Genomic DNA, 14,824 nt, shown 5'->3' with positions numbered 1-14,824 from the left:
CCGGCGGTCTAGCCCAACAGGAACGATAAGGGAACATCGTTCGCCCCGATGCGACCCGGCGGCGCTTCGCGGCCGGATTGTCTGGCGCTTGCGGGCGGGCGACGCTATCCGCCCGGGTGATGCAGCCGACCGATCTCCGCGTGGCCCTCTTCAGCGGCAATTACAATTACGTCCGCGATGGCGCGAACCAGTCGTTGAACCTGCTCGTCGGACATCTTCTCTCGCGCGGGGTCAAGGTCCGCGTCTATTCGCCGACCGTCGCGAAACCCGCCTTCCCCGCGATCGGCGATCTGGTCGACGTGCCCGCGATCCCGCTCGTCGGCGGCCGCGGCGAATATCGCGCCGCGCTCGGGATCACGCCGCGCGTCCGCCGCGACATCGACGCGTTTGCGCCCAATATCGTCCATGTCTCCGCGCCCGAATTTCTCGGCCACGCCGCGGTCGCCTATGCGCGCAAGCGCGACATCGCGACGGTCGCCTCGTTCCACACCCGGTTCGAGACCTATTTCCGCTATTACAAGATGGGGTTCCTCGAGCCGCTCGCGAAAAAACGGCTGACCCGCTTCTACAATCTGGTCGACGAGGTCGTCGTGCCCGGGCCGAGCATGGCCGATCTGCTGCGGCACTGGGGCGTCAAGTCGTCGATCGGCATCTGGTCGCGCGGGATCAATCATGACCGGTTCAATCCTGAACGACGCGATCTGGCGTGGCGCCGCTCGCTCGGGATTGCCGATGACGAGATAGTCGTCGGGTTTCTTGGCCGGCTGGTGAAGGAAAAGGGGCTCGACGTCTTTGCCGACGTGCTGACCGAACTGCGCCGCCGCGACGTCCGCCACCGCGTCGTCGTGGTCGGCGAAGGCCCGGCGCGCGACTGGTTTGCAGGGCGTGTCCCGGACGCGGTGTTCACCGGGTTCCAGTCGGGTGATGCACTTGGCCGCGCGGTCGCGTCGATGGACGTGTTCTTCAACCCCAGCGTGACCGAGACGTTCGGCAACGTCACGCTCGAGGCGATGGCGGCGAGCGTTCCGGTCGTCGCGGCGCGTGCGACCGGCGCGGTCGACCTGATCGACGACGGCAGCACCGGCTTCCTGGTCCCGCCGACCGACATTGCCGGCTATGCCGACGCGATCGGCCGGATCGTCGCCGAGCCGGGCCTGCGCCACGCGATGGGCGATGCCGGGCATGCCAAGGCGGCGGGCTATCGCTGGGACGTGATCAACCAGACCGTGCTCGACACCTATCTCGCGGTGATGGCGCGTCGCGAGCGCGCCTGATCGACCCCGATCGGCGGGCCCGTCAGCGTCAGACGGCCACCCAGTCGAACGTCAGCGGCGCCTCGCGGAAGGCGAAGCGATCGAGGTGGCTCGACACCACGCCGCGCATCCGTTCGACATCCTCGCCGTCCGGCACCGTCAGCGCGACGTCGAGCGTCTCGCTGTCCGCGCGCATCTCGAGCACCGCGCCGTTCGGGAAGGCGATACGGCCCTCCTCTTCCGACATCGTGACGTCCATCTTGTGGCTCCAGTGCTTGGCAAGCTGCTGAAGATACCTGCTCGCCGAATGCGTCGGCACGCGTGCGACCGAAACGCTCACTTCAGACGCTCGATCTTCTGCGCCGCCTCGTCGATCAGCGCCGCGACGTCGTGCAGCGTATCCTCGTTGACGTCCTCGCGCATCAACCGGTGCTGGAGCACCTGCCGCAGATTGCCCATCGCCCGCCGGATCGGCGCGCCATCGGTCCGCTCTGATTCCGCGCCCACCGCCGCCAGCCGCGCGAACAGCGCATCGACGATCGCCACGTTCTCGGCGAGATGCGCGCGGCCCTCGTCGCTCGCGGCAAAGCGCTTCTTGGCGCCCTCCGACTGCTGCTCCTCGATCAGCCCCATCTCGTCGAGCATGCTGAGCGTCGGATAGACGACGCCGGGGCTCGGCGCATAGCCGCCGCCGGTCAGCCCCTCGATCTCGCGGATCAGGTCGTAGCCGTGGCGCGGCGCGTCCGCGATCAGCTTCAGCATCACGAGCTTCAGCTCGCCGCCATCGAACAGCCGGCGCCGACCGCCAGGGCCTCCGCGATGCCCGTGACGTCCATGCCCGTCATGCCCGCCGCGACCGCGCGTTTCGCCGTCGCCACGCGGGCCACCGGTCCAGGCGCCATATCCCATGCCAAAACGCATTTGAGTCTTCTCCGATATATCTTAGCTGGTGATCTGTGATATATCGCAGACTATTTCCCATTCAAGGGGCCGGTCAAAAGATTCGCTTGCTCCTGCATCCAGCGCAGGAGGACGATCCATCGAGGGAGGACGCGCATGGATGGGCAAACCGCCGCCCCGCCCCTATCTCTGCGCGATGGCCGACCTCTTCGCGGGCTTCGAACCCGCCGCCCCTACCGAAACGCCCCCCGAGAACGCGCCGCTCGCGGATCGCCTGCGCCCGCGCACGCTAAGCGAGGTGGTCGGGCAGGATCACATCACCGGCCCCGAAGGTGCGATCGGCAGGATGGTGTCGGCAGGACGGCTGTCCTCGATCATCTTGTGGGGCCCCCCCGGCACCGGCAAGACCACGATCGCGCGGCTACTCGCGGACGCGGTCGACCTGCGGTTCGTCGCGATCTCGGCGGTGTTCTCGGGTGTGGCCGAGCTGAAGAAGTCGTTCGCCGAGGCGCGCGAGCACGCCAGGATGGGCAAGCGCACCTTGTTGTTCGTGGACGAGATCCACCGCTTCAACCGCGCACAGCAGGACGGCTTCCTGCCCTATGTCGAGGACGGCACCGTCACGCTGGTCGGCGCGACCACGGAGAACCCGTCGTTCGAACTCAATGCCGCGTTGCTCAGCCGCGCGCAGGTGCTGATCCTCGAACGGCTCGGCCGCGGCGCGCTCGAACAGCTGCTCGACCGGGCCGAGGTGGTGATGGAGCGCCCCCTGCCCGTCACCCCGCCCGCCAAGGACGCGCTGATCGCGAGCGCGGACGGCGATGGCCGGTTCCTGCTCAACCAGGCGGAGACGCTGTTCTCGGTCAGCCTGCCCGAGCCGCTTGATCCGGCGGGGCTGTCGAACTTCCTGCAACGCCGCGTCGCGGTGTACGACAAGGATCGCGAGGGGCATTACAACCTCATCTCCGCGCTCCATAAATCGATCCGCGGCAGCGATCCGCAGGCGGCGCTCTATTATCTCGCGCGGATGCTGACCGCGGGCGAGGAACCGCTGTTCCTGCTGCGCCGTCTGACGCGCGCCGCGGTCGAGGATATCGGGCTCGCGGATCCGCAGGCGCTGGTCCAGTGCATCGCGGCGAAGGACACCTACGACTTTCTCGGCAGCCCGGAGGGCGAGCTCGCGATCGCGCAGGCCTGCGTGTATCTGGCGACCGCGCCCAAATCGAACGCGGTGTACAAGGCGCAGAAGGCCGCGTGGAAATCGGCGCGCGAGACGGGATCGCTGATGCCCCCCGCCGCGATCCGCAACGCCCCGACCAAGCTGATGCGCGATATCGGCTACGGCAAGGGCTATGCGTATGACCATGATGCCGAGGATGCGTTTTCGGGCTCGGATTACTGGCCCGACGAGATGACGCCGCAAAGCTTCTACGTCCCGACCGATCGCGGTTTCGAGAAACGTCTTGCCGAGCGGCTCGCCTGGTGGGACGACCGGCGCCATGCGAAAGACAGCTAGCCGCGCGCTCGTCCCCCTCCTCGTCCTGACAGCCCCGCTCGCGACGGCGACAACGACGGCGACGGCGCAGCAGATCCCGGCCGCCGCCGCGACCACGCACGATCGGGCGATCGCGGCGGGATACAAGGCGGCAATGTACTGTGCGGGGATGTTCAGCGCAGGCCGGACCGCGGGTCAGATCGACCGGGACGAGCTTCGCGGCATCTACCCGCAATATGACGCGATCGTGCCCACGCTGACGGCGCAGGTCGACCGGGCGCGCGGCGTGGTGACGGTCGCCTATGATCCGGCGATGCCCCCGCGCAGCGTCAGCTGGACTGCCGCGAACGGCTGCACCACCGCGCCGATCGGCAGCGTCGCGGGTCGCAGCGCGGCCCCGGCGGCGGCGCCCCGCCCCGCCGCCGCCGCCGACCCCCGCCGCTGGCCGCTCGGCGATGCCGGGATCACGCCCTCGACGAGTCAGCCGCTCCACGCGGCCGTCGCGACGGCGTTCGACCGTGCGACCTATGGCGCGGAATCGGAAACGGTCGGCGTCGTCGTGGTCAAGGACGGCAAGGTAGTCGCCGAGCGCTACCGCGACGGGTTCGGGCCGTTCGTCTCGAACCGGACATGGTCGGTCGGCAAGAGCATCGCCGGGACGCTGCTCGGGATCGCCCTCCACGACGCCAAGCTGACACCCGGTGCGCGCACGACGAACTGGACGCTGGCGGGCGATCCGCGGGGCGCGATCACCTATGACCAGCTGCTGCGCATGGCGAGCGGGCTGCACAGCGACACCGCGGGCAACCGCACCGACGCGATCTATTTCGGCGGGACGACCGTGACCGAGCAGGCGACGGCCTGGCCGCTCGAGGCGAAACCCGGCACGCGCTTCCGCTATGCGAACAACGACATATTGCTCGCGGTGCACAGCCTGCGCGGCGTCATGCGCGACCGCTATCGCGGCTTCCCGCAGCGCGCGCTCTTTGCCCCGCTCGGCATGACGCACAGCGTCGCCGAGACCGACTGGCAGGGCAACTACATCCTCTCCAGCCAGGTCTGGAGCACCGCGCGCGATCTGGCGCGGCTCGGCCAGCTGTGGCTCGACGATGGCGTCTGGAACGGCCGCCGCCTGCTGCCGGCGGGGTGGATGACGTACATGACCTCACCGAGCGGCCCGCAACCCGCAACGGGCCCCGGCTATGGCGCGACCATGTGGCTGTTCGGCGAAAAGCAGGGCCTGCCCGCCGGGAGCTACGCCGCGCAGGGCAATCGCGGGCAATATGTCATGGTCGTCCCGTCCGAGCGTCTGGTCGTGGTCCGGCGTGGCGAGGATCCCGGTGCGGCCCGGTTCGACGTTGCCGGGTTCACCGCTGCGATCCTTGCGGCGACGCGTGCGAGCAGCCGCTGAGGGTGGTGGGTTCACCCGTTCATTTCCGGCAGTTCGCGGTGATCGACTGGTCCGGGGCAAAGGGCAGACGCCACAAGGGGATCGCCGTCGCGCTGTGCGAGCAGGGATGCGCGGCACCCGTGCTGGTCCCCGCACCCGACGGCGTCTGGTCGCGGACCGCCGTGCTCGACTGGCTGCTCGCGCAGCGCGACGCGCCGTTGCTCGTCGGGTTCGATTTCAGCTTCTCCGCGCCGTTCGTCGAGCGGGGCGCACACCTTCCCGGTGACGCCGCGACTTCCGATGCGCGAGCGTTATGGGCGAGCGTCGACGCGGAGAGCGACGACGCCGACCTGGGCGCCGCTTCGTTCATCGAACGGCGACGCGGCACACATTTCTACCTGGGCGCAGCGGACGGTACCAAGGCCGATTTCCTGTACTGGCGACGCTGCGAGATCGCGAGCGACGGGGGACGCAAACCGTCGACGGTCTACGACGCGATCGGCGCCGCGCAGGTTGCCAAGGCGAGCTTTGCGGGCATGCGCCTGCTCCACCGTCTCGATCGGGCGATACCCGTCTGGCCGTTCGATCCGCCGTCGGCGACCGGAGCCACGATCGTTGAGATTTATACGAGCATCGCCGCGCGCGCGGCAGGAGTGCCCGCGGGACGCAGCAAGATCCGTGACCCCGGCGCGCTCGATGCCGCGCTCGCGGCGTTCGGTTCGGCGGCGCACGCTCCGCTTCGCCAGTATGACGATCACTCGACTGATGCGATCGTCGGCGCCGCGTGGCTTCGTCGGCACGCGTGTACGGAAGAATTCTGGCACCCGCCTGCAATGACGGCGCATATTGCGGCCACCGAAGGCTGGACCTTCGGCGTCACCTGACGCATGAGGCGATTCAGGCCGGTTTAGCTCAGTTGGTAGAGCGCCAGTTTTGTAAACTGGATGTCGCGGGTTCGATTCCTGCAACCGGCACCATCATCTCGATCCAGGCACCCGCCGCCGCCGGGCTTCCCGATGATCTGGCGCGACGCACGTGCCCGCGCCTGCACGGTCGATCCGGCTATTTCCGTGTCAGCCCCGATCCCTCGTCCTCCGCCAGCGGGTCGTCCTCGAGCCCTTCGAGCGGCGTGCGGGCGACATAGGTTGCGCGTCCGAGCAGCTGCGCGCCGAGCGGCAGCGTCACGAGCAGGAAGATGATCGTCAGCAACCCCGATTGCGGGCGTGCGACTTCGCCCGTGAGCATCGCGCCGAGGATCACCAGCGCGGTTCCCAATGTCCCTGCCTTGGTCGCGCTGTGCATCCGCTGCAGCGCATCGGGCAGCCGCACCAGTCCGATCGCGGCGACCAGCAGGAACAGGACGCCCGCCCCCATGAGGATCAGCCCGAGCACCGTCATGAGCGCGTCTTTCGTTCGAGGAAGAGCGCAAACGCGGCGGTCGCGACGAAGTTGACCAGCGACAGCACGAGCGCGACGTCGAGAAACCCGCTCCTGCCTGACGCCACCGCGATCAGCGCGGAGAACGCGACCGCGACCGCGGTGAGCATGTCGAACGCGACGAACCGATCCGCGGACGTCGGACCGCGGAGCATCCGCCACGCCGCCAGGCCGGTGACGAGACACAGCATCGCCATCATCCCCCAGACGATCGCGGAAAGGTCGAACGCCATCATGCCTCCAGTACCTTGACCCAGCGTTCGTAGAGGCGGCGGAACCGCGCGATCGTGGCGGCCGGATCGCGCGCATCGAGGACGTGCAGATACAATGTGCACCGGTCGTCGGAGACATGAAGGCATGTCGAACCGGGGGTCAGCGACGTCAGATAGGCGAGCAGCGCGACCGCCCATGGGCGTCGCAGGTCGGTGACCAGAACCAGGATCGCGGGATGAGTCCGTACCGGCCTGCCGAGCACGATCGCGGCGACGCGGAACGATGACACGACAAGATCCCAGAGAAAGACGAGAAGCAGCGCGGGCACGGCGACGAAACGGCGGATAGCCTTCATTGGCCGAGCTCCATCAGCGCACGCGCGGACGCCTCTGCAACGATCCAGAGCGGTTGCGGGAACAGCCCGATCGCGATCGTCGCAATCGACAGCACCGCCATCCCCGCGCGCATCGCATGCGGTATCGCGCGCGCCTGGCGTTTGATCGGGCTGGCCTTCCAGCAGGCCTCCGCCCACAGATTGGCGACCGACACGATGGTCAGCATCGCGGCGATCAGCGCGACGAGTGCCATCCAGCCCATTCCGCCGGCGACCGCCGCACGCAGAATGAAGAGCTTCGCCCAGAAACCGGACAGCGGGGGGATCCCTGCCAGCGACAGCATCGGAACCGCGAACAGGAACACGAACATCGGATCGGAGCGGACCATGCCGCCCGCGCGCTTCAGGTCCCAGCTGCCCGTCGCACGCCGGATCGCGCCGATGCCGAGGAACAGATTGGCCTGCACGATCATCGAATGCACCATGTAGAAGCTCGCCGCCGCCAGCCCGGCCGCCGAACCGATCGCAAGCCCCGCCGCCATATACCCGACCTGCGCCACCACATGGTAGCCGATCAGACGGCGCATGTCGGATTGCGCCAGCGTCGCGAGCGCGCACAGCAGCATCGTCGCCGCAGCGAGGATCGCGATGACGGGCGACAATTGCGCCGCGCCCGCGCCGAAAACGCCGGCCATGACCAGCAGCAGCGCGTAAAATCCCATCTTGGTCATCAACGCCGCGAACACCGCGGCCACCGTCAGCGGCGCGGATGCGTAGGATGCGGGCAGCCAGACGTGAAACGGTGCGAGGCCCGATTTCAGCGCGAAGCCCGACAGCAGAAGCGCCGCCGCGACGCTCGTCGCGACGCTTGGCGGTTGCGTCTTGAGGATCGCGGCGAGGCTCGCCAGATCGAGCGTCCCGGTGGCGCCGTACAGAAGCCCGATCCCCGCAAGGATCGCGGTCGCGCCGACCATGCCGAACACCGCGTACCGCGTCGCGCCGCCGACCTGGTGACGCCGCCGGTCGAGCAGGATCAGGCCCAGCGCCGCGACCAGCGCAAGCTCGAACCACACGTAGAGATTGAACAGGTCGGTGGTCAGAAGCGCACCGTTCACCGCGCCGACAAGCGCGAGCATCAGGGCGTCATAGCCCGCCCGCCGGCGACGTGCGCCGATGTCGGCGATCGCGAAAATCGCCGCCGCGGTCGCGACCAGCGCGACGACGACAACGAGCACGGCGCCCGGAAGCCAGGCCGCAAAACCGATGCCGATGCCTTGCGGCCAGCCGCCAAAGACGACGATCGCGAGCGGCGCCGGATCGATCGCGCGCGCCAGCAACGCTCCCGCTGCCAGCAGCGTGAGCACGGTCATCAGCCCCGACCAGGCCCTGCACAACGACGCGTGGTTCCGCAGCAGCGCCGCGATCGCGGCACCCGATAACGGCACGGCAACCGGCGCCAGCAGCGTGACGGCGTCGTTCATGACGCTGGCTCGATGGATTCGGCGTCGCGCTGTTGCTCAGTGGCTTCGAGATCGCGCGCGTCGAGCGACCCTGTCGAACGCCACCCGCGCAGCACGATCGTCGCCAGCACGATCGTGAGCGCAAAGCCGATGACGATCGCGGTGAGGATCAGCGCCTGGCTGGTCGGGTCCGCGGATGGCCCAAGGACCTGCTCGCCATCGCGTATCAGCGGCGGCTGTCGCACACCGTTTCCGCCGACGACGAACAGCATCACGTTCACCCCCGTCGCCATCAGCGCGAGGCCGAGCAGGATACGCACGAGGTTGCGCGACAGGATCATGTACAGCGCGCAGGCGATGATGACCGCCGCTGCCAGCGCATGGAGAAGGATCATCGCGCCGCCTCCCGCTGGAGCCCGAACAGATAGGTCAATACAGCCCCCAGGACGACGAGATAGACGCCGACATCGAACACGATGGTGGTACCCATCTTGGGCAGCCAGTTGTCCGGCTCCCACCACAGATGCGTGAGGTAGGCGTCGCCCGCCCACATCCCCGCCAGCCCGCTCCCGATCGTCAGCAGCAGCCCGACACCCACCAGCGTGATCGGCGAAACGCGCAACGTGCCCGCTGCCGCGACGGGACCGCGGGCGAGCGACAGCACGGCAAAGGCGAGCGACCCGACCAGGCCACCGATAAAGCCGCCGCCCGGCTGATCATGCCCGCGCCACAGGATCACGAGCGACGCGGCGATGAGCAGGATGAAGAGGGGTTTGGCGGTGGTCGAGAAACTGAAATGGACATCGTGCCGCGCATCGCCGTCATTGGCATCGACGCCCCGCAGCAACGCCGCCCCCAATATCGCTGCGGCGGCGATGACCACGGTTTCGCCCAGCGTATCGAACGCGCGGAAGTCGACGAGGATGACGTTGACGACGTTATGCCCCCGCCCTGCGATATAGCTCATTTGGCCGAAGAAGTCGGACGCAAGCGCGGGATGGTCGATCGCCGCGGCATCGAGCGTCGCAACGAACAGGATCGTCCCCAGTGCCGCCCCAAGAAGCGCGTCGACGCCGCGTTGCGACACCGTTCGCGTGCGCGATGCGACGAGCGGCAGCGTCGCGAGCATCGCGGTCAGCATGACGACCAGCAACGCCTCGACCGCAAACTGCGTGATCGCGAGATCGGGTGCGCCGCCGGCCATGAACAGGATCGCGGCCGCAAAGCCCGTCAGGCCGACCCCCAGCATCGTCGTCAGCAGGTTTGCCGACCGCGCGGCCACGACCGCACCGGCAACCGCGAGGAGCGCGATGAGGATATCGGCGAGATGGGGCGCCGCACCCGGGGAGATCCGAAGCGGCCCCGCGCCGGCAACGATCGCCCACCCGGCGATCCCCGTGATCGTGGCGATGACCACCCCCAGCAGCACGCGGAGGTCGCCATGCTCGGTCCACGCCACCGTCCGGGCGCTGAATGCCATCATCGCGCGCTGACTGCGTTCCCAGAACTGCTCGATACCGAATTGCTCGAACCGGTCGCTGCCGCGCAGCATCGTATGGATCGGCGCCCAGAATACCGCGATGACGACGCCCACCAGCACGACGAGGCCGCTAAGCATGAGCATCGGCGTGATCCCGTGCCACACCGCGACATCGACATCGATCGGCCGGCGATACACGGCAGCGACGGCAGGCCGTATCACCACGCGCTCCATCCAGCTCGGATCGAGACTGAGCAATAGCCCGAGCATCGCCAGCAGCAGCGGCGGCACGCCCAGCGAGATGCTCTCGCGGTGGCGCATCTCGACCGGTTCGGCCGATGCAAGGAAGAACGGCCGCAGCGTCACCACCGCCGCGACGCCCACCATCACGGCGTTGACCAGAACCGCGATCGCGATCGGGACGCTTTCCCAGCTGCTTTCGATCTGCGCCTGGAACAGGAATTCCTTGGTGATGAAGCCGAAAAAGGGCGGGATCCCTGCCATCGACAGGCTGGCCCCCGTGCACGCGATCGCGGTCATCGGCATCCGGCGCGCAAGCCCGCCGAGCGAGCGGAGCGACCCTTGCCCCGTCAAGTGCAGCACCGAGCCTGCACAGAAGAACAACGCGGCCTTGTAGAGCGCGTGCGCAATCAGGAAGCCGATCATCGCGACCGTCGCGGTCGGCCCGTCGAGCCCGATCAGCAATACCAGGATGCCGAGCGAGGCAATCGTCGAATAGGCGAGCGCGGCCTTGAAACTCTCCGCCCGCAGCGCCTGGACCGCAGCGATCACCATGGTCACGCATGCGACGACGATCATGACCGTGCGGCCCCACCCGGTTGCGGCGATCAGCGGCTCGAAGCGCGCGAGAAGGTAGATGCCGAGCTTCACCATCGTCGCCGAATGCAGGAAGGCGGATGCCGGCGTCGGCGCCTGCATCGCGTTGGGCAGCCAGAAGTGAAACGGAAACTGCGCCGACTTGGTGAAGCCTGCGACCAGCACCGCGATGACGATCGGCGTCGCCCAGGGCGATGCAGCGAGTTCGCCACTGCGATTGACCGCCTCGGCAAGCGAATAGCTTCCCAGGACATGGCCGATCATCACGACCGCCGCGACCAGCGCCAGCCCGCCACCCGCGGTTACCTGCAATGCCATCACCGCCGCACGACGCGCGCGGGCGGACCGGCTGTCGAACCCGATCAGCAGGAACGACAGGATGCTCGTCGCCTCCCACATCGTCGCCATCAACAGCAGGTTGTCGGCGAGCACGGTCCCGAGCATCGCGGTCATGAACAGCAGGATCAGCGTGAAGAACCGGGACCGCTGCCGCTGTGGCTTGCCCGTCAGATAGCCGCCCGAATAGGCCATCACCAACGTGCCGATCCCGGTGATCAACAGGCAGAAGAGAAACGAGAAGCCGTCGAGGCGCAATGTCAGGTCGAACCCGATCTCCGGCGACCAGCTGCGCTGCTCGGTGCGCACCCAGCCGCGTTCGACGATGTCGGACATCCGGACGAACGCGACGAACAGCCCGAGCGGAAACAGCGCGACGACAAGCCCCGCCCCGCGCGTCATCACCCGCGCGATGAGGGGAAGCAGGCAACTTCCGATAAGCGAGACGGCGAGAAGTACGAGCATGGGATTGCCATGCAGCACGCTGCCCCGGTGCGCAAATCCAACGCTTGATTACGACGCTGACCACCACCCCCGCCGGCGGATCGCGCGGCACACGAAGCAAGCATAGCCCGGAAGCTAGTTGGTCCCCGGGCGGCAAGTCTAAGAGTTGATTTGCGCCTGTCGACGAATTTCGCGGCGACATCGCCGAGAGCATCCATTGGCGACGAGCATTCACCTTGCGTAATACTGTGACGCTCCAAGGATTTGCGATGGCAGCCGTAGAGCCTGCACAATCTCCGACGCGCGCGGTCGTCCCGGATATTTTCCTATTGATCGATATCAACAACGCCCGCGATCATGGATGAGATGTGTCATCGGCGCGGTGAGTAGAACGCGCAGCGAACGCGCCGCGTCGCCTCATCGCGCGTTGACCGCCTGACATTGTTACAGGAGATCGGGCATGGCATCCGCTGACGTCACAAAGGCCGCTCAGCATGGCGACGACGCGCCACCGACCACGTGGAAGCATGGCGGCGGCACCGAGGTCGCTGGCTTCGTCACGGGAGAGGGCGAATCCTTCGTGGGACGCGCGGTGACGATCAACCGTCCGGTCAGTGACGTGTTCGCCTATTTCCGCGATTTCTCGAATCTCCCCAGTTTCATGGAAAATGTCGAGCGCGTCGAGCTGCTCGACGACAAGCGCTCGCACTGGGTCGTCAAGGCGCCCGTCGGCAAGACGGTGGAGTGGACCTCGCAAATTACCGACGAGGCCCCGGACGGCTTCATCGCGTGGCGATCCGAAGACGGCGCCGATGTCGCCAACAGCGGCCGCGTCGAGTTCCGCGACGCCGGCGCGCGCGGCACCGTCGTCACCGTTTCGATCCTGTACGACCCACCCGCCGGTCTCGTGGGAAAGCTCATCGCCAAGATGTTCCAGCGCGAACCCGCGATCCAGGCACGCCGCGACCTGCGGCGGTTCAAGCAATTGATGGAAACCGGCGAGATCGCGACCGCCGCGATGAACCGCAAGCAGCATGAAGAGGAGATGGCCTGATGCGCGCGCTGGCCTGGCACGGCAAACACGACGTCCGCGTCGATACCGTTGACGACCCCGAAATCGTCAATCCGCGCGACTGCATCATCAAGGTCACCGCGACCGCGATCTGCGGATCCGATCTGCATCTCTACGATAACTATATCCCGACGATGCAGGCCGGCGACATCCTCGGCCACGAGTTCATGGGCGAGGTCGTCGAGGTCGGCGCGAAGTCGACGCTGAAGAAGGGGCAGAAGGTCGTCGTGCCGTTCACGATTGCGTGCGGCAGCTGCTATCACTGCGGCAAGCATCAATATTCGGCGTGCGACAACGGCCTGCCCTCCGACAACCAGGACATCGCGCAGGAACTGTATGGCCAGCCGATGGCAGGGCTGTTCGGCTACAGCCACATGACGGGCGGCTATGCGGGCGGTCAGGCGGAATATGTCCGCGTGCCGTTCAGCGATGTCGGGCCGATCGTGATTCCCGACGGCGTTGACGACGAGAAGGTGCTGTTCCTTTCGGACATCCTGCCGACCGGCTGGATGGCGGCGGAGAATGCGCAGATCGAGCCCGGCGACACGGTCGCGGTCTGGGGTTGCGGACCGGTCGGGCTGTTCGCGGTGCAGTCGGCGTTCCTGATGGGCGCCGAGCGCGTCATCGCGATCGACCATTTTCCTCGCCGTCTCGAGCTCGCCAAGCGGTTCGGCGCGGAGACGATCAACTATGAGGAAAGCGCGGTCTACGAGGCGCTGATGGTGATGACCGGCGGGATCGGCCCCGACGCGGTGATCGACAGCGTCGGACTCGAGGCGCACGGATTCTTCGTCGACAACGTGCTCGACCAGATCAAGGCGTCGACCTTCCTCGGCACCGATCGCGCGCATTCGATCCGCCAGGCGATCATCGCCTGCCGCAAGGGCGGCCGCGTCTCGATGCCCGCGGTCTATGGCGGGTTCATCGACAAGTTCCCGCTCGGCGCGCTCATGGAAAAGGGCCTCACGCTCAAGACCGGGCAGACCCATGTCCAGCATTACATGCCCGCGCTGCTCAACGCGATCATGGAAGGCAAGATCGACACGACCTTCCTGATCTCGCACCGGATGGATCTGGAGGACGCTCCCAAGGGCTACGACATGTTCAAGAACAACCAGAACGAAGTGACCAAAGTCGTGCTCAAACCCGGCTTCAATTAAGAGGATACGAGACCATGGCCGATAAATTCGCAATCATCACCGGTGCCTCGACGGGCATCGGTTTCGAACTCGCCACGCTTGCTGCAAAGGACGGCTACGACATCCTCGTCGTCGCCAACGAAGCGCTGATCCAGTCCGCCGCCGCCGACTTCAAGCAGTTCGGCACCGAGGTGACCGCGGTCGAGGCGGACCTCTCGACGATCGAGGGTGTCGACAAGCTGCTCGCCTCGACCAACGGCCGCAAGGTCGACGTGCTGTGCGCGAACGCCGGCCAAGGTCTCGGCCACGGCTTCCTCGACCAGACGCTCGCCGACTGGCGCAACGTGGTCGATACCAACATCACCGGCACGCTCTACCTCGTCCAGAAGGTGCTGCCCGCGATGGTCGCGCGCAACGACGGCAAGGTGCTCGTGACCGGGTCGGTCGCAGGCTATATCCCCGGCGCGTTCCAGGCGGTCTATAACGGCTCGAAGGCGTTCATCGACAGCTTCACCGAGGCGCTCCGCAACGAGATCAAGGAGGCGGACGGCGTCACGCTGACGACGCTGATGCCCGGCCCCGTCGACACCGAATTCTTCGATCGCGCCGACATGAACGATACCGACGTGGGCACCGATCCGAACAAGAGCGACCCCGCCGACGTGGCGAGGGATGGCTGGGACGCGCTGATGGGCGGCAAGGCATCGATCTTCTCGGGCTGGAAGACGAAGATCCAGGGTGTTCTTGCCAATGTCACACCGGGTTCGGTGCTCGCGGAACAGCATCGCAAGATGGCGGAACCGGGCAGCGCCAAGGACTGAGCTTTCGCCCGGATCACGAACGAGATCGATTGGCCCCGCCATGCTTGACGGGGCCAATCCTGTTTTGAGCGGGCGTTCGCGTGCAGACTTCGGCGCCTCGCACAACACCGACAACCGTTTCACACGCCTATGTTGTGATGCCCTAGGGTGTCCGCTGATCGTTCGGTGAGCGAGTCACAGCGTCACGAGGACGTCCTGGGTTCCCCTGTCGAC

15 protein-coding genes and 1 tRNA gene are annotated in these 14,824 nt (G+C 66.9%); 8 read left to right on the top strand and 8 right to left on the bottom strand.

Annotation, left to right across the window (positions count from 1 at the left end):
* Window positions 1-119: 119 nt before the first annotated feature.
* Complete coding sequence (locus tag ASE72_RS11930; RefSeq protein ID WP_056021248.1) at window positions 120-1,274, top strand: glycosyltransferase family 4 protein; 1,155 nt, start codon at window positions 120-122, stop codon at window positions 1,272-1,274.
* 28 nt (window positions 1,275-1,302) lie between these two features.
* Here ASE72_RS11930 and ASE72_RS11925 read toward each other — a convergent pair whose 3' ends face one another.
* Window positions 1,303-1,593, bottom strand: a complete 291-nt coding sequence (locus ASE72_RS11925; RefSeq protein ID WP_056021245.1) for a DUF2218 domain-containing protein — start codon at window positions 1,591-1,593, stop codon at window positions 1,303-1,305.
* Window positions 1,590-2,174 carry a PadR family transcriptional regulator gene (locus tag ASE72_RS11920; RefSeq protein WP_056021242.1) on the bottom strand — a complete coding sequence of 195 codons (585 nt, stop codon included), beginning with the start codon at window positions 2,172-2,174 and terminating at the stop codon, window positions 1,590-1,592. Before ASE72_RS11920 ends, ASE72_RS11925 begins: the two co-directional genes overlap by 4 nt.
* 175 nt (window positions 2,175-2,349) lie before the next feature.
* On the opposite strand from ASE72_RS11920, the gene ASE72_RS11915 reads away from it, so the two are divergent.
* From ASE72_RS11915 to ASE72_RS11900, 4 genes are all read left to right on the top strand, one after another.
* A complete protein-coding gene (locus ASE72_RS11915; protein ID WP_056022263.1) occupies window positions 2,350-3,669 on the top strand; it encodes a replication-associated recombination protein A in 1,320 nt (439 codons plus the stop codon).
* On the top strand, window positions 3,653-5,059 hold the full coding sequence (locus ASE72_RS11910; RefSeq protein WP_056022260.1) for a serine hydrolase domain-containing protein: 1,407 nt from the start codon (window positions 3,653-3,655) through the stop codon (window positions 5,057-5,059). Before ASE72_RS11915 ends, ASE72_RS11910 begins: the two co-directional genes overlap by 17 nt.
* A 5-nt stretch (window positions 5,060-5,064) precedes the next feature.
* On the top strand, window positions 5,065-5,922 hold the full coding sequence (locus ASE72_RS11905) for a hypothetical protein (protein ID WP_056022257.1): 858 nt from the start codon (window positions 5,065-5,067) through the stop codon (window positions 5,920-5,922).
* 17 nt (window positions 5,923-5,939) lie between these two features.
* Window positions 5,940-6,015 (top strand) — tRNA-Thr (locus tag ASE72_RS11900).
* Window positions 6,016-6,100: 85 nt separating this feature from the next.
* Here the strand turns inward: ASE72_RS11900 and mnhG are convergent.
* Genes mnhG through mbhE form a run of 6 tightly spaced genes read right to left on the bottom strand, consistent with a single transcriptional unit; the run spans window position 6,101 to window position 11,600 of the window.
* On the bottom strand, window positions 6,101-6,436 hold the full coding sequence (mnhG, locus tag ASE72_RS11895) for a monovalent cation/H(+) antiporter subunit G (protein WP_056021239.1): 336 nt from the start codon (window positions 6,434-6,436) through the stop codon (window positions 6,101-6,103).
* On the bottom strand, window positions 6,433-6,708 hold the full coding sequence (locus ASE72_RS11890; protein WP_056021236.1) for a monovalent cation/H+ antiporter complex subunit F: 276 nt from the start codon (window positions 6,706-6,708) through the stop codon (window positions 6,433-6,435). Before ASE72_RS11890 ends, mnhG begins: the two co-directional genes overlap by 4 nt.
* Window positions 6,708-7,043: a Na+/H+ antiporter subunit E gene (locus ASE72_RS11885; RefSeq protein ID WP_056021233.1), complete on the bottom strand. Its 336-nt coding sequence runs from the start codon at window positions 7,041-7,043 to the stop codon at window positions 6,708-6,710. Before ASE72_RS11885 ends, ASE72_RS11890 begins: the two co-directional genes overlap by 1 nt.
* Window positions 7,040-8,503 carry a proton-conducting transporter transmembrane domain-containing protein gene (locus ASE72_RS11880; RefSeq protein WP_056021230.1) on the bottom strand — a complete coding sequence of 488 codons (1,464 nt, stop codon included), beginning with the start codon at window positions 8,501-8,503 and terminating at the stop codon, window positions 7,040-7,042. Before ASE72_RS11880 ends, ASE72_RS11885 begins: the two co-directional genes overlap by 4 nt.
* Window positions 8,500-8,877: a sodium:proton antiporter gene (locus tag ASE72_RS11875; RefSeq protein ID WP_056021227.1), complete on the bottom strand. Its 378-nt coding sequence runs from the start codon at window positions 8,875-8,877 to the stop codon at window positions 8,500-8,502. Before ASE72_RS11875 ends, ASE72_RS11880 begins: the two co-directional genes overlap by 4 nt.
* Window positions 8,874-11,600, bottom strand: coding sequence for a hydrogen gas-evolving membrane-bound hydrogenase subunit E (gene mbhE / locus ASE72_RS11870; protein ID WP_056021224.1), 2,727 nt, complete (start codon window positions 11,598-11,600; stop codon window positions 8,874-8,876). The genes ASE72_RS11875 and mbhE overlap by 4 nt, the downstream gene beginning before the upstream one ends.
* Window positions 11,601-12,039: 439 nt before the next feature.
* Here mbhE and ASE72_RS11865 point away from each other — a divergent pair, with 439 nt between their 5' ends.
* The 3 genes from ASE72_RS11865 to ASE72_RS11855 are packed head-to-tail and all read left to right on the top strand — an operon-like array spanning window position 12,040 to window position 14,611.
* Window positions 12,040-12,633, top strand: coding sequence for an SRPBCC family protein (locus ASE72_RS11865; RefSeq protein ID WP_056021221.1), 594 nt, complete (start codon window positions 12,040-12,042; stop codon window positions 12,631-12,633).
* Window positions 12,633-13,811: a zinc-dependent alcohol dehydrogenase gene (locus ASE72_RS11860; RefSeq protein WP_056021218.1), complete on the top strand. Its 1,179-nt coding sequence runs from the start codon at window positions 12,633-12,635 to the stop codon at window positions 13,809-13,811. Before ASE72_RS11865 ends, ASE72_RS11860 begins: the two co-directional genes overlap by 1 nt.
* 14 nt (window positions 13,812-13,825) lie before the next feature.
* The gene (locus ASE72_RS11855) at window positions 13,826-14,611 is read left to right on the top strand and encodes an SDR family NAD(P)-dependent oxidoreductase (protein ID WP_056021215.1); all 786 of its coding nucleotides are present in this window, start codon (window positions 13,826-13,828) and stop codon (window positions 14,609-14,611) included.
* The last annotated feature ends 213 nt before the right edge of the window (window positions 14,612-14,824 follow it).

The sequence above is a fragment of the Sphingomonas sp. Leaf20 genome (assembly GCF_001421535.1).
In the GTDB taxonomy this organism is placed as follows: domain Bacteria; phylum Pseudomonadota; class Alphaproteobacteria; order Sphingomonadales; family Sphingomonadaceae; genus Sphingomonas.
The sequence above is the reverse complement of the archived record's forward strand: the minus strand, read 5'-3'. Positions and strand labels throughout refer to the sequence as shown.